This is a genomic window from Diaminobutyricimonas aerilata, from assembly GCF_002797715.1.
Classification (GTDB): Bacteria; Actinomycetota; Actinomycetes; order Actinomycetales; family Microbacteriaceae; genus Diaminobutyricimonas; species Diaminobutyricimonas aerilata.
In genome coordinates, this window is sequence record NZ_PGFF01000001.1 from 968,066 (window position 1) to 985,146 (window position 17,081).

The following is a 17,081-nucleotide window of genomic DNA, read 5'->3' on the forward strand; positions in this document are numbered from 1 at the left end:
GCCTCAGTTGCCGGTCACCCCGTTGATGATCTCGCCCCAGAACGGCGCCGTGCAGATGACGAGCACTCCGACGACGGCGGCAATCGAGACGCCCGCGCGCAGGCGACGACCGGGCAGGGCGACGGCGGGAGCATCCCCACCCGCGCGCTCGTCGCGGTAACGGTCCGTGCGGCTGAGCGCCTTCGCGCCCACGATGTCGATGATGCGGAAGATGCGGCGCTGCACGGCCGGGTCGACGAGGTTCGGAGGCAGGAGCGAGTAGACGAACATCCACTGATCGAGGATCTCGACGTCGAACGCGTTCGCCTCGTCGATGCACGCGGCCATGAGGTCGGGCGTGAAGATGTACAGCGCGTCGCGCTCGTAGCCCTTCGGGCAGTAGAGGGTGAAGTGCTTGTCGAAGTCGCCCTCCAGACTCAGCACCTGATCGCGCTGCAGGGTCGGCATGTTGCTGCCGAACACGCGCGAGTTGTTCGCCTTCGCGTCGAGCACGATGTGCGGCAGCGGGCGGTCGAGCTTGATCGCGATGAACCACCGCGAATACGACGCGTCGCTGCGACCCTGCGACGGTCTGAACGCGAGCCCGTAGTCGAAGGCGTCGCCCTCGAGCGGCCGGAACCGGTCGCGCACGACGGCCTTCGGATGCGCGAACGGCTCGATGGGGTAGGCGGGCGCCGGATCCTGTGGGGAGAACCGCAGCCCGTTGCGCTCCGCGAACCGGTGGAGCCGGTAGAGCTCCTCGCTCTGCACCGGGTTCGCGACGAGGCTGACGAAGCCGATGGCGCATCCGACGTAGATGGCGGCCATCACGAGCATGGCGACGGCGAACGTCACCCAGTCGCCGGGGCTGTCGATCTGCGACTCGCCCTCGATGAATACCGCGGCCATCAGGGCGAAGAACCCCGACAGCACGAGGAGTGCTCCGCCGAGCAGCACGAGCGAGCAGCCCGGGTAGCTCAGTCGCCAGTACACGTACCGCGGATCGCGCCGCACGCTCGCGACGAACTCCGCCAGCCGCCGTCGGTCGATCGGCTCCGTCAGCGGGGTCGTGTCGAGAACGCGGGCCACCCTTCCACGTTAGGGCGTCGCGGAGTCATCCGCCGGGAGTCATCCCCCGGGCCGACGCGCACCGACATGCGCCTGCTTTAGCGTGTCGACGGTCCGCCCGATCGATACACCGGAGCATCCGCATGCCGTCCCGCCTCACTGCCGCCGCCCTTCTCGCCCTCCTCCTGGCGACGACCGGGTGCGCGACCGCCGCCGACCCGGAGCCGGAACCCTCCGCCTCCACCGAGGCGCCGACACCCGTCGCCGCACCCCCGGTCGACATCGCGTCCGCGATGGCGGCCCTCGAGCAGCAGTACGGCGCGCGGCTCGGCGTGTACGCGATCGACACCGGCAGCGGCGCCGAGGCCGCCCACCGCGCGGACGAACGCTTCGCGTTCGCCTCCACCATCAAGGTGCTCGCCGCCGGGGCTCTGCTCGCCACGCGATCGGACGAGGAACTCGACCAGCCCGTGCCGGTGCCGAGCCGGCTCGAGTACTGGTCGCCGATCACCGAGCAGCACGCCGGCGGCACCATGACGGCGCGCGAGGTCGCGGCAGCGGCGGCGAGCTACAGCGACAACACCGCGGCGAACCTCCTGTTCGACCTGCTCGGCGGGCCCGCCGGATTGGAGGCCGAACTACGCGAGGTCGGCGACACCACCATCGAGGTCGAGCGCACCGAGCCGGGTCTCAACGAGGCGACCCCCGGCGACCCGCGCGACACGACCACTCCGCGCGCCTTCGCCGCCACGCTGCGCGCCTACGTGCTCGGCGACGCGCTCGACGACACCGACCGCGCCCAGCTGGTCGAGTGGATGCGCGGCAACACCACCGGAGACGCGCTCATCCGGGCCGGCGTGCCGGCCGGCTGGACGGTCGGCGACCGCACCGGCAACGCCGCCTACGGCACCCGCAACGACGTGGCCGTGCTCTGGCCGGACGACGGGTCGGAGCCGATCGTGCTCGTCATCATGTCGTCGAAGAACGCGCAGGATGCCGAACACGACGACGCACTCATCGCGGACGCGACCCGGGCGGTCGTCGACGCGCTGCGCTGACGCGGCTGCGCATCGATCGCGTCAGTCGTCGTGCCCGAGCACGGGCCGGGCGATGTCGCGTAGCGCCTCGAGGTGCCGCAGGTACACGGCGCGCCCGTCCGGGCTGAGCCGCAGCCAGGTGCGCGGGCGTTTGCCCACGTAGCCCTTCTTCACCTGCACGTACCCGGCGCCCTCGAGCAGGGCGACCTGCTTGCTCAACAGCGAGTCGCTCACCTGCACCGTGTCGCGCACGAACCCGAACTCGGCCTCCTCGGCGGCCGCGAGGGTGGCGACGACCGAGAGGCGCACCGGATGCGTGAGCAGGTCGTCGAGGCGGTGCCGCGGATGCGCGTGCTCGGCGTCGGACGTCACGCGCGCGCCTCGGCGGCGGCGCCGACGACGAGCGGCACGGCGGTGACCAGGCCCGCGAGCATCCACAGCCACACCGATGCGCCGGGCACGAAGGTGAGACCGAGGCCGAGAGCAAGCCCGAAGAGCGCACCCCAGACGCCGACGGCGAGACCGAACCGGGTGGAGAACCCGCGAGTGGCGACCGTCCGACCCGGGAGGAGTGCGAAGGTCAGGCCGAGCACGACGATCACGAAGGCGATCGCCGAGGCGACGATCCCCTCGTCGTCGGAGGCGGCGCCGACCGCGGTGAAGAACACGGGAGTCGACGCGGCGAGGCCGACGAGCCACACCAGGTAACGCACGGAGCCGAGACGCACGCGCGCGGCGGCGAACTCGGCGTCGGCGAGCGAACGGGCGGCGCTGGCGGCGGTGGGCTCGGACATCGGATTCCCTTTCCTCGGATGGTGATGCCAGTGTCACTTCTAGTTTCCATTCCGTCAAGTACTTTCCGCTGATGGAGGACGGCCATTCCTCGACGGGCGGGTCTAGGGTGCGCTCGTGGAACGAGACGAGGCGGCGCGCCTGCTCGGGGTGCGCCCGGACGCGAGCCGACCGGAGGTCGAGAAGGCGTTCCAGCACATGGCCCGACTCACCCATCCGGATCTCGTGCCGGCGGAGCGCGCCGAGGCGGCGCGGGTGCAGTTCCAGCGCATCGAAGCGGCGCGCCGCACGCTGCTCGCCACCGTGCCGGGGCCGGCTCCCTCCGGTCGCGCCGCCCCCGACGATGTCGACCCCTACGGCCGTCGCCGGTTCGACGTTCCTCCGGCCGTGCTTCCGCCCATGAGTACCCGGCTCGTGGCGCTGTGGTCGGTGCTGCTGCTCGCGGCGTTCGTGCTCGCGCACCTGCGCTCGGACGCGCCCCTCACGCTGCTCGATCCGGTGCTCCGCGGACTCGCGCTCGAGGCGGGGCTCACCGGATGGGCGCTCACCGGCAACCGTCGGCTGCTCGTGCTGGGCATCGTCGCGCTCATCGCGACGGTGATCACGGTGACGCTCTTCGCCACGATCGTCGGCCTCATGGGCACCCTGCTGATGGCGCCCTCGGTGATCGGGCTGCTCGGCGCCGGGCAGCGCCGGTACGTGCTCGTCCGCATGTCCCGGTGACGAGGCTCGGCTCTGCAACGAGGCTCAGTCCTGCAGTGCTTCCAGGAACGCCCCTTCGGCGCGCACGGCGACGCCGCCGTCGACGGTGCCCTCGGTGATCCGCTGCACCTCGCCGGCGCGGGCGAAGTAGACCTCGCGGGAGAGCAGGCCGCCGGGCCGTTCCTCAGCGGGCAGCTGCCGCATGAGCTCGACGAGCGAGTTGACCGCCGTCACCGACTCGGGCCCGGTGACGACGTGCCAGAACACGAGATGCCGGTCGGGCACGCCGAAGACGTAGCCGCGCTCGGCGGGTCGGATGTGTCGTGCGACGAACGCGTGGTCGAGCACCCGGCTCGCGATGAACAGCGACGATCCGCCGGCGAATCGCAGGTCGGTGCCGGCCATCCCGACGTCTTCCGGTTCCTCCTGCGCGAGGTTCCGGCGTCCGAGGTCGAACGCCGCGTCAAGGTCGACTCCGGCGAGCTGCTCCCGCTTCAACGTCTGCACGGTGCTCGGAAGGTCGAGGCACAGCGCTTCGACGAGTCCCGGCGCGAAGGGGCGCACGTACTCCATCCCGTCCACCTCGACGAGCTGCTCCGGGAACAGCCGGGCGCGCAACGCGGCTCGCGCGTGCTCATCGTCGAGGTCGACGGTGGGTGCGTCGTCGGCGGAGGTGAGCGCGGTGATGTGCTCCCGGATCATGCGCCGCCACTGCTTCTCGGGCGCCTTGAGGCACCACAGCACGATGTTCCGCAGTCCGAACCAGCCCTGCGATCCGGTGACGTAGTGGCTGTTGGTGGGATCGTCCGGGTCGCGCACGATCTCGCCCGGGATCCCTTGCGCCTCGAACTCCCGTGCGACGAGTCTCTCGAGCTCGTCGAGCTGTTGCCGGTGGTCGCGGGTCCGGCGGAAGAGGGCCATGCGCCGAGTCTCGCGGGTCGGCGAGGCCCGCGCCACCGCGGGACCGGTCAGTCCTCGGAGGAGTGCAGCCCCCGTCGGGTGGAGAGCAGCTCGAACTCGGGTCGCGCCGCCACGAACCGCTCGACCTCGTCGAGTACCTCTCGAACCCGGCCGGGCTCCGACGCGACCGTCGTCACCCCGACGCCGGTGCGGCGGTGCAGGTCGTGATGGTCCACCTCGGCGGCGGTCGCCGGAAAGCGCCGGTCGAGCTCGGCGAGCAGCGGTCGCACGAGCGAGCGTTTGCCCTTGAGCGAATGAACGTCGCCGAGCAGGAGGTCGAACTCGATCCAGCCGATCCACATGGGTCCAGCATCCGCCACGAACCGACCGGTCGTGCGACGAGTTGACTTGCCGTGACGGAAAGAGTTACGTAGGCTTTCCATCATGGAAAGTCACTTCCCGAGCCCGTCACCCGACGAAGCGTCGGACGCGTTGCGCACACTCCAAGACGATCGACGACGGCTCGCGGAGAGCGTACGCGTGCCTTGGGCGTTGTTGTCCGCGTTCGGAGGGGTGGCTGCGTGGTGGGTGTCCGCCGCGGCCACCGCCGATCCGGGAGAGGACTATCAGCCGCCGACGAGCGGGTGGCTGGCGCTCGTGGCCCTGCTCGTGGTCGCGTACCTCGTCCGGCGCGAGTCGGGCGTGCGATTCCGCAGGATGGGTGCGCGGGCGGCATGGGCGACGGCTGCCATCCTCGTGACCTGCCTGGCTTTGTTCAGCGTCTCGCTCGGCTTCGTGTCGTTCGGCCTGCGCTGGCCGGTCGTGCTGACGAGCGTCGCGGCCTTCGGGGTGACGACCTGGCTCGCCGGCGTGGCGTATCGGTCGGCGCTCGAACAGTTGCGTCGTGCGTGAGTCGCGATTCGACGAGCTCATCCACGCTCCCGTGCGGCTGCGGATCTGCGGACTCCTGCGCCCGGTCGACCGCCTCGATTTCGCGGTGCTGCGGGACACCCTCGGTGTCTCGGATGCGACGCTCTCCAAGCACGTGAAGACGCTGAATTCGGTGGGATACGTGGCCTCGAGCAAGGCGGCATCCCTCGAGCGTCTCGACGCGCGACGGGTGACCTGGCTCTCGCTGACTCCCGAGGGACGGTCCGCGTTCGACGCGCACGTGCGCGCGCTGCAGGAGATCGCCGGGCCGACCGAGTGACGCGGTCGCGGTGGATGCGCAGCGCGCTGGGGCGGCGCGGGTGCCTCGCGAGTAACGTTGAGTCGTGAACGACAGCGCGCAGACCGAGACCGAGCAGTCCGGTCCTTCCTCCTCCTTCTCGGATCTCGGCCTTGCCGAGCCGGTGCTCAAAGCGCTGAAGGACGTCGGGTACGAGACGCCCTCCGCCATTCAGGCCGCCACCATCCCCGCCTTGCTCGAGGGCCGCGACGTCGTCGGGCTCGCGCAGACCGGCACCGGCAAGACGGCCGCGTTCGCGCTGCCGATCCTCTCCCGACTCGACCGCGCCCAGACGACGCCCCAGGCGCTCGTGCTCGCCCCCACCCGCGAACTCGCCCTCCAGGTGTGCGAGGCGTTCGAGAGCTACGCCGCGCACCTGCGCGGTGTGCACGTGCTGCCCATCTACGGCGGCCAGGCCTACGGCGTGCAGCTCTCGGCCCTCCGCCGAGGAGTGCACATCGTCGTCGGCACGCCCGGCCGCATCATGGACCACCTCGAGAAGGGCACCCTCGACCTCACCGAGCTCAAGTACCTCGTGCTCGACGAGGCCGACGAGATGCTCAAGATGGGTTTCGCCGAAGACGTCGAGACGATCCTCGCCGACACCCCCGACAGCAAGCAGGTCGCCCTGTTCTCGGCGACCATGCCCGCGCAGATCCGACGGATCTCGCAGAAGTACCTGCACGATCCGCAGGAGATCACGGTCAAGACGACGACCACCACGTCGGCGAACACCACACAGCGCTACCTGATGGTGTCGTACCCGCAGAAGGTCGATGCGCTCACCCGCATCCTCGAGGTCGAGAACTTCGAGGCGATGATCGTGTTCGTGCGCACCAAGAACGAGACGGAGACGCTCGCCGAGAAGCTCCGCGCCCGCGGCTACTCCGCCGCGGCGATCAGCGGCGACGTCGCCCAGGCGCAGCGCGAACGCACCGTCGGCCAGCTCAAGTCGGGCAAGCTCGACATCCTCGTCGCGACGGATGTGGCCGCCCGCGGTCTCGACGTCGACCGCATCACGCACGTGGTCAACTACGACCTGCCCATCGACACCGAGTCGTACGTGCACCGCATCGGGCGTACGGGTCGCGCGGGCCGCTCCGGCGACGCGATCAGCTTCGTCACGCCGCGAGAGCGTCGCATGCTGACCTCGATCGAGAAGGCGACGCGGCAGCCGCTGACGCAGATGCAGCTGCCGACCGCGGAGGACGTCAACGCCACTCGGTTGACGCGCTTCGACGACCAGATCACCGCCGCGCTCGAGCAGAGCGACCGGATCGCGCGCTTCCGCGACATCATCGGCCATTACGTCTCGCACCACGACGTGCCCGAGGCCGATGTCGCGGCCGCTCTCGCCGTGGTCGCCCAGGGGGAGACCCCGCTGCTGCTCGACCCGAACGACGAGCGTCCCGTGCGCCTCGAGCGCGACCGGCCCGCGCGGGACCGTGACGACAGCGGGCGTCCCGAGCGTCGCCCACGTCCCGGCGGATCCCGGGCCACCTACCGCATCGAGGTCGGCCGGCGACAGAAGGTCGAGCCGCGGCAGATCGTCGGCGCCCTCGCCAACGAGGGCGGACTGAGCCGTGAGGATTTCGGTGCGATCGACATCCGCCCGGACTTCTCGCTCGTCGAGCTGCCCGCGGACATGCCGGGTGACGTGCTCGACCGGCTCAAGGGCACCCGCATCGGCGGCAAGCTCATCGAGATCGCCCCGGATCGCGGTCCGCGACGCCGGACCGAGGGCGCCCGCAAGCCGCGCCACTGACCCGCGGGCGGCCGGCTCACCGGTCGAACCCGCGTGCCGCGGCTCCTGCGGTCGGCTGCGCCCGCGCGCACTTGTGGATAGTTCCCCGCATCCGCCCAGGGGCTCTGCGAGCATGCGCGAATGGCGTGGCAGACGGGCAGACGGATGGCGACGAGGCTTGCGGATGAGCGGGGTGACGTTCCGGGCTGGGTGCTCATCACCCTGATGACCGCGGGCCTCGTGATCGTGATCTGGGCGATCGCCGGTCCCGCCCTCACCTCCGTGTTCGAGCAGGCGATCGACCGCGTCACCGGATTCTGATGCACCGGATGCTCGCGGACGACCGCGGGTCGGCGCCGGCCGAGTTCGTGCTCGTCGGCGCGCTGCTGACGGTGCTCACGCTGTCGGTCATCCAGCTCGCGCTCGCGCTGCACGTGCGCAACACCGTGATCGACGCGGCGGCCGAGGGGGCACGGTTCGCGGCGCTCGCCGACAACCGGCTCGACGACGGGGTGGAGCGCACGCGTGAGCTCATCACGACCGCGCTCGGCGAGTCGTACGCCCGCGACATCCGGGCCGCCGAGGGGGAGGCGCTCGGCGCGCCCGCGACCGTCGTGACGGTGCGCACGCCGCTGCCGCTGCTCGGACTGCTCGGTCCCGACCGGGCGCTGGAGGTGAGCGGCCATGCCGCTCGCGAGGCTCTGGACTGACGAACGCGGCTCCGCGTCGCTCGAGTTCGTCTCGGCGGCGATGATCCTGCTCGTGCCGCTCGTCTACCTCGTGCTCACCATGTCCGCACTGCAGGGCGGCTCGCTCGCGGTGGAAGGAGCGGCCCGGCACGCGGCACGGGTGTTCGTCGAGGCGGACACCCCCGGCGAGGCGGAGGACGCCGCGACCGCGGCGGTCGCCGTCGCCCTCGCCGATCACGGCATCGACGCGGATCGCGCCGAGGTGAGCATCCGCTGTTCGCCCGACCCGGCGCGCTGCCTCGACCGGCGCGCGACCGTGACCGTCGAGGTCGTCGTGCACGTGCCGCTGCCACTCGTGCCGCCGGCGCTCGGGGTGGAGGCTCCGTTCGATGTGCCCGTCGCGTCGAGCGCGACGCAGCGCGTCTCCCGTTTCCAGGACGTGCCGTGATCGCGTCCGTGCGCCGCCTGCGCGACGACGAGTCGGGCAGCATCCTGCCGCTCACGATCTTCTTCGGGGCGCTGTCGCTCGCGCTCATCGTCGTCGTCGTCGCCGCCACCTCGCTCTACCTCGAGCGCAAACGGCTGTACACCGTCGCCGATGGCGCCGCCCTCGCCGGGGCGGAGGCGTTCGACCTCGACGCCGTGACCGTCACGCCGGAGGGTCCGCGAGCCGAACTGCGGCCGCGGGACGTCGCGGCGGCCGTCGACGACTACCTCGCGGACGCGGGCACGGGGCGTCTCGACGAGGTCGTCGTCGAGCGTGCCACGACGACCGACGGACGCAGCGCGACGGTCGAGCTCTCCGCCTCGTGGCGCCCGCCCGTGCTCACCCTCGTGCTGCCGGAGGGTATCCGCCTCGAGGTGACCGCCGTCGCCCGCTCGGTGCTGCGCTGACGCTCCCCGGTCGGATTCCTGAGGAACTGTTGTGGGCGCACAGCGCGGGCGCGAGGTCGGCGCGGCAGGATGGGCACATGGACGACATCAAGAAGGGGCTCGCGGGTGTCGTGGTCGACACGACCGCGGTCTCGAAGGTCAACCCCGAGACGAACTCGTTGCTCTACCGCGGCTACCCCGTGCAGCAGCTCGCCGAGCGGGCCTCGTTCGAGGAGGTCGCCTACCTGCTCTGGCACGGCGAGCTTCCGGATGCGGGTCAGCTGGCGGAGTTCGAGCAGTACGAGCGGGCGCACCGCCACCTCGACCCCGTCGTCAAGGACGTCGTCGACCTGCTGCCGCTCACCGCGCATCCGATGGACGTCGTGCGCACCGCCGTGAGCGTCATCGGCGCCCGCGACGCGAACCTCGCCCCGCTGGAAGGGCACGCGGGGAGCGTCGACCGCGACGTGAACCTCGGCAAGTCAATCCGGCTCTGGGCGCAGCTGCCCGCCGTGATCGCGTACGACCAGCGCCGCCGCCGCGGCGAGGAGCTCGTCGAACCGCGCGACGACCTCGGCTTCTCGGCGAACCTGCTGCACATGACCTTCGGCGAGGTGCCCGAACTCGTCGTCGTCGACGCGTTCGACGTGTCGATGGTGCTGTACGCCGAGCACTCCTTCAACGCCTCCACCTTCACCGCCCGCGTCGTCACGAGCACCCTGAGCGACCTGTACTCCGCCGTCACCGCCGCGATCGGCGCGCTCAAGGGTCCGCTGCACGGCGGGGCGAACGAGGCCGTCATGAACGTCTTCGACGAGGTCGGGTCGGCGGATGCGGCGGTGCAGTGGCTCGAGGACGCCCTCGCCGCCAAGCGCAAGATCATGGGCTTCGGACACCGCGTGTACAAGAACGGCGACTCGCGGGTGCCGACGATGAAGGCGGCGCTCGACCGGCTCGTCGAGCACTACGACCGTCCCGACCTGCTCGCTCTCTACGACGCGCTCGAGACCGCGATGGTCGAGCGCAAGAACATCCGCCCGAACCTCGACTATCCGAGCGGCCCCGCCTACCACCTGATGGGATTCGACACGGCGACCTTCACTCCGCTGTTCGTGGCGAGCCGGGTCACCGGGTGGACGGCGCACGTAATGGAGCAGCTCGAGGCCAACGCGCTCATCCGCCCACTGAGCCTCTACGTCGGTCCCGACGAGCGCGAGGTGCCGCGCAGCGCCGAATGACCTGAACGCGGAGTGAGAGCCACCTCGATCCGCGCTGGCGACGCGCTGCACGGTGACAGCATGGAAGCATGACTGTTCCCACGATCACCCTGAACTCCGGTCACGACATCCCTCAGCTCGGATTCGGCGTCTTCCTCGTCGACCCGGACGAGACCGAACGCATCGTCAGCGACGCGCTCGAGGTCGGGTACCGGCACATCGACACCGCCGCGATCTACAAGAACGAGGAGGGCGTCGGACGCGCGATCGCCAAGTCGGGCATCCCGCGCGAGGAGCTCTTCATCACGACGAAGCTCTGGAACGCCGACCAGGGCACCGAGTCGGCGCACGCCGCGATCGACCGCAGCCTCGAGAAGCTCGGCCTCGACTACGTCGACCTGTACCTCATCCACTGGCCCGTGCCGAGCAAGGACCGCTACGTGGAGAGCTGGCAGGCCCTGCAGCAGATCCAGGCCGACGGCAAGACCCGCTCGACCGGCGTCTCGAACTTCACGGTCGCGCACCTGCAGCGCCTGCTCGCCGAGACGGACGCGGTGCCCGCGGTCAACCAGATCGAGCTGCACCCGGCGTTCCAGCAGCGCGAGCTCGTGCAGTTCGGCCGCGATCACGGCATCCACCCCGAGGCGTGGGGCCCGCTCGGTCAGGGCAAGTACCCGCTCTTCGAGGCGCAGGCCGTCGCGAACGCGGCGTCCGCCCACGGTGTCTCGCCTGCGCAGGTCGTCATCCGCTGGCACCTCGACCGCGGGCACATCGTGTTCCCGAAGTCGAACAGCCGCGAGCGCATGCAGCAGAACTTCGAGGTGTTCGACATCGAGCTCACGCAGGACGAGCTCGAGGCGCTCGACGCCCTCGAGGCGGACAAGCGCGTCGGCGGTCACCCCGACGAGGTCGAGTGACCCCGTGACCCCGCCGAGTTGCGGACATCTGCGGGAACGCGACGCGCGATTCCCGCAGTTGTCCGCAACTCACGGGGGGTCACCAACCAGGAACGAGCGGATGCGCAACGCACGGAGGTCGTCATGAACCGGCTCGCGGATGCGGTCAGCCCCTATCTGCGGGCCCACGCCGGCAACCCCGTGGACTGGTGGCCGTGGGGCGAAGAGGCGTTCGCGGAGGCGCGGCGCCGCGACGTGCCCGTACTCATCTCCATCGGGTACGCCACCTGCCACTGGTGCCACGTCATGGCCCGGGAGAGCTTCAGCGATCCGCAGGTCGCCGCGCAGCTCAACGAGCGCTTCGTCAGCATCAAGGTCGACCGCGAGGAGCATCCCGAGGTCGACGCGAGCTACATCACCGCGGCGGGCGCGTTCACGCGTGAGCTCGGCTGGCCGCTCACCGTCTTCGCGACCCCGGAGGGTCGCACCTTCTACGCCGGCACCTACTTCCCGCCGCAGCCGATGGTCGGGCGCCCGTCGTTCCCGCAACTGCTCGACGCGGTCACCGAGGCGTGGACCCAGCGCCGCGAGCAGGCCGAGGGCACCGCCGCCGCGATCGCCGAGGCGCTCGCGGCGCGACCCGCTGCCGCGGGCACGAACCTGCCCGACGAGGCGGCGCTCGCCGCCGCCGTCGCCGGGCTCGCGAGCCACGAAGACCCGCAGTTCGGCGGATTCGGCGGCGCCCCGAAATTCCCCGTCGCGACGGTGCTCGGCTTCCTCGCCGCGCGCGGCGCCCACGGCGACGCGAACGCTGACGGCCTCGTGCGCCGCACGCTCGACGCCATGGCGGCGTCGCCGCTGCGCGACCCCGTCGAGGGCGGCTTCTTCCGCTACGCCACCCAGCGGGACTGGTCCGACCCGCACTACGAGCGGATGCTCTACGACAACGCGCTGCTGCTGCGCGTCGCCGCGCGGCTCGGCTCGCGCGAGGTCGCCGAGGGCGTGGCGCGCTTCCTGCTCGAGGTGCTGCGCGTGCCGGGCGGCTTCGCGTCGGCGCAAGACAGCGAGAGCGAGATCGACGGCCGCCGCGTCGAGGGCGGGTACTACAAGCTCGACGCCGACGAGCGGACGCGGCAGAAGCCGCCCGCGCTCGACGAGAAGGTGCTCACCGGCTGGAACGGACTCGCCATCGAGGCGCTCGTCGAGGCGGGGGAGCGGCTCGACCGACCCGACCTCATCGACGCGGCGCGTGGGGCGCTCGACGAACTGCTCGAACGACACCTGCGCGACGGTCGGCTCGCCCGCGCCTCATCCGCGGGCCGGCTCTCGGATGCGGTCCCCACCCTCGAGGACTTCGGGATGCTCGCCGGGGCGCTGCTGCGCGTCGCCACCGCGACGGGCGAGGTGCGCTACGCCGAACTCGCCCGACAGTTCGCGGATGCGGCGATCGCGGCCGGGGCCGAGTCGGGGCTGCCGTTCGCGGCGGCCGGCGGCGCCGATCCGGTGCTCGCAGCCCGCGGGCTCGCCCTGCCGCTCGACCCGAGCGAAGGGGCCTACCCGAGCGGCGTCAGTGCCATGGGGGCGGCGTGCGCGACCCTATTCGCGCTCACCGCCGATCCCCGGTACTCCGACGCCGCTCGGGCGGCCGTGGGCGCCGTCGCGACGCAGGCCCTGCAGAGCCCGATCGCGTTCGGCGCGACGCTCGAGCTCGCGACGCGTCTGGCGGCGCCGCTCGAGCAGCTGGTGGTCGTGGCGCCCGAGGGGCGCGCCGACGATCCGGTCGTGACGACCGCGCGGCGCATGGCACGCGGGGTCGTCGCCGTGGTCACCCCCCAGCAGGCCGCCGCCTGGAGCAGTGCGGGATTCGAACTGCTCGAGGGGCGCACCGCCCGCGACGGGCGGGCGACGGCATACCTGTGCCGGGACTTCGTCTGCCGGCTGCCGGAGGTGGAAGCCGAGCGGCTCGCGAGTCAGGTCAGCGAACCGCTCGGCGGCTGAGCGAAGTCAGGGGGTCGGAGCCCCCGCCTCGGCGATCTCCGCGATCTCGTCCGCCGTGAGCGGCACCCACGGGGAGCTGTCCGGATCCGACGAGTACGCCTCGGGGCTCTCGCCGGTGTTCCACCACTTGGCCTCGTACGGGATGCCCTCGAAGAGCACGCGGGTGCCCTTCTCGTAGGCGGACATGCCCTCCCACTCGGGGTAGGTGCCGAGCGCCAGGGTCGGCATCTCGATCGGCTTCTCGCCGGCGAGCACCGGCCCGATGAGGGTCCACGGCGTCTCCCACTCGTTGAGCACCGGGTCGTCGGGCAGCTCGCCCTTCGTCCACCACTTCGCCTCGTAGACGTTGCGGTGCCAGACCACCTTGGTGCCCTTGAGGTAGGAGCTCTCCTCGTCCCAGATCGTGTAGGGGCTCGTCGCGGGGTCGTCGACGTAGTCCGAGGGGTCGGTCGGCTCGGAGGTCGTGACACGGCCGGCGGAGAGCATCGCGCGGCCGTCGAAGCCGTCGCCGAGCAGCTTCGCGAAGCGCTCCTCACCCTGCTCGATGCCGCTGCACGCATCCGAGACCCGGGTGAGGTCGACGTAGTTCGGGCCGCAGCTCACGTCGCGGTTGAGCGACCAGACCGACATGCGGCCGAGTCCCTTCTTCACCGCCCAGGTGTTGAGCTCCCGCGCGTCGTCGAGGCCGAAGACCTCGGTCTTCACGTCGTTCTGCCCGAGCATCGGGGTCGCGCCGATCTTGCGCCACAGCGTCGCGTCGCTGAGCTCGGTGCCGCTGAGTTCGTAGAGCACGCCGAGCTGGCGGTGCGTCTGCGTCAGGGAGCGGATCGAGGCCTCCGCCATCGTCTCGCCCTTCTCGCGGCTCTCGCCGAAGTTCATCGTCATGGCGTTGACGCCCGCGATATCGACCCCCGCATCCAGCATCTGTTGCACGGCGGTGGTGCCCTCCTCGGTGAGTCCGAAGGTCGCGGCGGGGAGCGTCAGCCACACCGCGAGGTGCTCGTCGGCGTCGCGGCGCTCCTTCTGCAGCGCGGCGATCGCCTCGGCGCGGCGCTCGCCGCCCCGCTCGTCGGCGAGGTCGTCGCCCTCGATGTCGAGGTCGATCGTCGTGACGTCGTACCGCTCGATCACCGAGCGGTACGCCTTCAGCAGCGCGTCGTCGTCGGTGCAGACCGTCGACAGCTCGTCGTTCGTGAGTCCGCCGAACGACACGGCGATCCCGCCGCCACGCTGCTCGAGGCGAGCGATGCGCCGGTCGAGGTCGAGGGACTCCGCCGCCTCGTCGAGCCCGTAGGCGTTGCCCCAGGTCGGCTCGCATCCGTCGTCGCTCGAGGCGACGATGAACGACAGCACGACATCCTGCGACTCCTCGGTCGCGGGGTTCTCGAACGCGAACGCGGGGGTCGCGGTGGCGTCGACGTAGCCCGCGAACCAGGGGTCCTCCGACGTGGTCACCTGGGCGCTCGCCCAGGCCTGCACGCTCACCACGCCGGCGGCGACGAGACCGCCGAGCAGGAGGGTCGCGAGGGTGACGCGCAGCGGCGACAGGCGCCGCCCTTCGTGGGCCGTGGTCATCGGGAAGCCTCCGCGGGGATGGCGGCCGCGGGAACGGCCGACTCGAGATCGAACTGCACGGGTCCGTCGGCCGTGCCGTGGTACAGCACCGCGCGCCAGTCGAGCGCGGCGGGAGCGGCCGGCGCCGCCTCCTTCGGGGCGCGGCTCTGCCGCGGCTTCGGCTCGACGTACAGCCACTTGGTGAGGCCGAGCCAGATGTCGACGAGCGAGGCGCCGATGCCGATGTAGGCGAGGATGGCGCCGAGCGCGAGCAGGGCGTTGAACGCGGCGAACGCCGCGTTGCCCCAGTTCTGCGCCTGGACGTCGCGCCAGAAGGTGAACGCCGAGAAGGCGACGATCGCGTAGGGCGCCACGACGTAGAGCAGCGGGGCGGCCGTGCGGTTGCGCACCTTCGGGGTGCGGGCGAACGGGATCTTCTTGCCCGTGATCGCCTGCTGCACCGACTTGATCACGCCGGCCAGGTTCACCGGCAGCAGGATGAGGTTGAAGCCGTAGATGCGGAACACATCCGTCGCCTTGTACCCGGCGTACCTGAGGTCGCTCGCCATCGCGAGGAAGTACGGCAGTGCGGCCAGCAGCACCATCGGGCTCAGCAGGCGGCTGTCGTATGGGTAGGCGAGGAGGAACACGAGGCCGAAGCTCGCCCACGCGATCGAGGACATGTAGTTCACGCGCAGGAAGAGCTCGGTCCAGCCCACCCGCTCACCGCGCGCCTTACGCTCGCGGATCTGGCGCCACAGCTTCGGCATGATGAGCAGACCGCCGTTCGCCCAGCGGCGACGCTGCACGACGAGCGAGCCGAAGTCCGGCGGAGTCGCGCTGTAGCTGAGGCGCTCCGGGTAGTTCACGAGCGACCAGCCGTGGGTGCCGAGGTCGACGCTCGACTCGGTGTCTTCGATGACCGTGCGGTCCTGCACGTACCGGTGCACGGGGAACCCGCCGACCGTCTCGGTCTCGACGATGTCGTCGAGCGCGCGCTTGCGGATGACCGCGTTGGCGCCCACCCAGAAGGTCGCGTTGAAGTACGACTTGCCCTGGTGGAGGATGTGCTGCAGATCCGTGGTCGCGCCGGCGAGACGCTCGATGCGCGTGCTCGCGCCGCGGAACGACGAGTACGGGGTCTGGGTGACCGCGACCCGCGCGTTGTCGGGCTGCTCGAGGAAGTACACGAGTCGCAGGCAGTAGTCGCGCAGCAGCAGCGAGTCGGCGTCGAGCGTGAGCAGGTAGTCGGTGTCGGGGATGACCAGGTCCGCCGGCTCGCCGGCCGGCACGGTGCGCAGGATGTCGCCGGCGGGGGTCGGCTCGAGGCGGTACGAGCCGCCCATGAGGCCGATGTAGGCGTTGAGGTTCATCGCCTTGTTCGCCTCGTGCGACACGGAGGCGTAGCGCTTGCGCTCGAAGTTCAGCACCTCGGCGGAGAAGGTCCAGACGAGGCGGCGGTACAGCTCGATCATGCGGTCGGGCGCGAGCGCGGTGCCCTCCGCGTAGGCCGCACGCAGCGCATCCGCCGTGACCCGGAGTTCCGCGGAGAGACCGCGGAGCACCTCGTTCACGAAGAAGTGGTCGACGTGGTCGTCGAGCTTCTCGGCGTCGGCCTTCGCGTCGAGCCAGTCGGCCGCCCACACGTAGTTCTCGGCGAGGTCGGCGACGTGGCGCAGGTTCACCCCCTCACCGCTGTCGAGCTCGAAGTGCAGCATGGCGTCGGCGAAGCGCGTCGACGGGACGGCGAGCTCCGACTGGATCTGCTGCGCGAGCGCCCGCGACTCCTCGAGACGCGCGGCGACCGCCGGGTCGCTCGGGAAGGGCGGGTCGTCGAGCAGCAGCACGACGCGCAGGCTCGGGTACTCCTGCAGCGCCGCGGACCACAGGGTCGCACGGATGACATCCGGCTCCTCGGCGTAGCTCGGCACGAGCACCGTCATGCTGCGCTGATTCACCGCGAAGTGACGGTCGAGCTCGGCGCGCGGCACCCGCTTGTGGTCACGGAAGCGCTGGAGCGCACCCTGCCGCGCGATGAGGTACATGAGCGCCGAGAACGTGAGGAACGTCACGACGACGAGGTAGGAGATCGCCTCGGTCGTGAACCGGAAGCTCTCGGTGCCGTTGTTGAGGAACTGGCGCACGATCGTGTAGATCACGTACGCGAGCCAGAACAGCACGGTCGCGATGATGGCGAGGCGGCCGAGGGTGATCTTGCGGTCGCTGGGGACGGGGTGGACGGAGGGGAGCGGACGCAGGCGCGTCTCAGCTCCCCACTGCCGACGTCGGGTACGCGCGGCAGAAGGGCTTTCGGGCATATTGGGGGGTGTCCTTCGGGGAGCGGAACCCGGCGTCTTTCGGGTCGACACCGTTCGGGTAGTTCCGCCGCAGAGAAGACTCGCAT

General features: G+C 70.9%; 19 protein-coding genes. 12 read left to right on the forward strand and 7 right to left on the reverse strand.

Annotated elements, in window-relative coordinates; genetic code table 11:
* Nucleotides 1-3: 3 nt before the first annotated feature.
* Complete coding sequence (locus CLV46_RS04660; protein WP_100363697.1) at nt 4-1,068, reverse strand: hypothetical protein; 1,065 nt, start codon at nt 1,066-1,068, stop codon at nt 4-6.
* 122 nt (nt 1,069-1,190) lie between these two features.
* On the opposite strand from CLV46_RS04660, the gene bla reads away from it, so the two are divergent.
* Nucleotides 1,191-2,105, forward strand: a complete 915-nt coding sequence (bla, locus tag CLV46_RS04665; RefSeq protein ID WP_100363698.1) for a class A beta-lactamase — start codon at nt 1,191-1,193, stop codon at nt 2,103-2,105.
* A gap of 21 nt (nt 2,106-2,126) precedes the next feature.
* On the opposite strand, the gene CLV46_RS16930 is transcribed toward bla, so the two are convergent.
* Both CLV46_RS16930 and CLV46_RS16935 read right to left on the reverse strand, forming a co-directional pair.
* Entirely contained in the window at nt 2,127-2,456 is a 330-nt protein-coding gene (locus CLV46_RS16930; protein WP_100363699.1) for a winged helix-turn-helix domain-containing protein, read from the reverse strand.
* Nucleotides 2,453-2,878 (reverse strand): hypothetical protein, encoded by a 426-nt coding sequence (locus tag CLV46_RS16935; RefSeq protein WP_100363700.1) that lies wholly within the window; start codon nt 2,876-2,878, stop codon nt 2,453-2,455. The genes CLV46_RS16930 and CLV46_RS16935 overlap by 4 nt, the downstream gene beginning before the upstream one ends.
* A 115-nt stretch (nt 2,879-2,993) precedes the next feature.
* Between CLV46_RS16935 and CLV46_RS04680 the strand changes: the two genes are divergently transcribed.
* Entirely contained in the window at nt 2,994-3,599 is a 606-nt protein-coding gene (locus CLV46_RS04680; protein ID WP_100363701.1) for a J domain-containing protein, read from the forward strand.
* 24 nt (nt 3,600-3,623) lie between these two features.
* Here CLV46_RS04680 and CLV46_RS04685 read toward each other — a convergent pair whose 3' ends face one another.
* Nucleotides 3,624-4,499, reverse strand: coding sequence for a DUF1444 domain-containing protein (locus CLV46_RS04685; protein ID WP_100363702.1), 876 nt, complete (start codon nt 4,497-4,499; stop codon nt 3,624-3,626).
* Nucleotides 4,500-4,546: 47 nt separating this feature from the next.
* On the reverse strand, nt 4,547-4,840 hold the full coding sequence (locus CLV46_RS04690) for a DUF503 domain-containing protein (protein ID WP_100363703.1): 294 nt from the start codon (nt 4,838-4,840) through the stop codon (nt 4,547-4,549).
* 211 nt (nt 4,841-5,051) lie between these two features.
* On the opposite strand from CLV46_RS04690, the gene CLV46_RS04695 reads away from it, so the two are divergent.
* The 10 genes from CLV46_RS04695 (at nt 5,052) to CLV46_RS04740 (ending at nt 13,123) form a co-directional block, all read left to right on the forward strand.
* A complete protein-coding gene (locus CLV46_RS04695; protein ID WP_245866516.1) occupies nt 5,052-5,390 on the forward strand; it encodes a hypothetical protein in 339 nt (112 codons plus the stop codon).
* On the forward strand, nt 5,383-5,688 hold the full coding sequence (locus CLV46_RS04700; RefSeq protein ID WP_100363705.1) for a transcriptional regulator: 306 nt from the start codon (nt 5,383-5,385) through the stop codon (nt 5,686-5,688). The genes CLV46_RS04695 and CLV46_RS04700 overlap by 8 nt, the downstream gene beginning before the upstream one ends.
* Nucleotides 5,689-5,752: 64 nt before the next feature.
* Nucleotides 5,753-7,471, forward strand: a complete 1,719-nt coding sequence (locus CLV46_RS04705; protein ID WP_100363706.1) for a DEAD/DEAH box helicase — start codon at nt 5,753-5,755, stop codon at nt 7,469-7,471.
* A gap of 120 nt (nt 7,472-7,591) precedes the next feature.
* On the forward strand, nt 7,592-7,771 hold the full coding sequence (locus CLV46_RS04710) for a hypothetical protein (protein ID WP_100363707.1): 180 nt from the start codon (nt 7,592-7,594) through the stop codon (nt 7,769-7,771).
* Nucleotides 7,771-8,160 carry a TadE/TadG family type IV pilus assembly protein gene (locus tag CLV46_RS04715; RefSeq protein ID WP_245866518.1) on the forward strand — a complete coding sequence of 130 codons (390 nt, stop codon included), beginning with the start codon at nt 7,771-7,773 and terminating at the stop codon, nt 8,158-8,160. The genes CLV46_RS04710 and CLV46_RS04715 overlap by 1 nt, the downstream gene beginning before the upstream one ends.
* The gene (locus CLV46_RS04720) at nt 8,135-8,587 is read left to right on the forward strand and encodes a hypothetical protein (RefSeq protein WP_100363708.1); all 453 of its coding nucleotides are present in this window, start codon (nt 8,135-8,137) and stop codon (nt 8,585-8,587) included. The genes CLV46_RS04715 and CLV46_RS04720 overlap by 26 nt, the downstream gene beginning before the upstream one ends.
* A complete protein-coding gene (locus CLV46_RS04725) occupies nt 8,584-9,033 on the forward strand; it encodes a pilus assembly protein TadG-related protein (protein ID WP_100363709.1) in 450 nt (149 codons plus the stop codon). Before CLV46_RS04720 ends, CLV46_RS04725 begins: the two co-directional genes overlap by 4 nt.
* A 77-nt stretch (nt 9,034-9,110) precedes the next feature.
* Entirely contained in the window at nt 9,111-10,250 is a 1,140-nt protein-coding gene (locus tag CLV46_RS04730; protein WP_100363710.1) for a bifunctional 2-methylcitrate synthase/citrate synthase, read from the forward strand.
* Between the two features lie 68 nt (nt 10,251-10,318).
* Complete coding sequence (locus CLV46_RS04735) at nt 10,319-11,146, forward strand: aldo/keto reductase (protein ID WP_100363711.1); 828 nt, start codon at nt 10,319-10,321, stop codon at nt 11,144-11,146.
* Nucleotides 11,147-11,269: 123 nt separating this feature from the next.
* Nucleotides 11,270-13,123: a thioredoxin domain-containing protein gene (locus CLV46_RS04740; protein WP_100363712.1), complete on the forward strand. Its 1,854-nt coding sequence runs from the start codon at nt 11,270-11,272 to the stop codon at nt 13,121-13,123.
* Nucleotides 13,124-13,129: 6 nt separating this feature from the next.
* On the opposite strand, the gene CLV46_RS04745 is transcribed toward CLV46_RS04740, so the two are convergent.
* Together CLV46_RS04745 and CLV46_RS04750 are read right to left on the reverse strand one after the other, a co-directional pair.
* The gene (locus CLV46_RS04745) at nt 13,130-14,698 is read right to left on the reverse strand and encodes a chitinase (protein ID WP_100363713.1); all 1,569 of its coding nucleotides are present in this window, start codon (nt 14,696-14,698) and stop codon (nt 13,130-13,132) included.
* Nucleotides 14,695-16,995 carry a glycosyltransferase family 2 protein gene (locus tag CLV46_RS04750; RefSeq protein WP_100363714.1) on the reverse strand — a complete coding sequence of 767 codons (2,301 nt, stop codon included), beginning with the start codon at nt 16,993-16,995 and terminating at the stop codon, nt 14,695-14,697. The genes CLV46_RS04745 and CLV46_RS04750 overlap by 4 nt, the downstream gene beginning before the upstream one ends.
* Nucleotides 16,996-17,081: the final 86 nt, after the last annotated feature.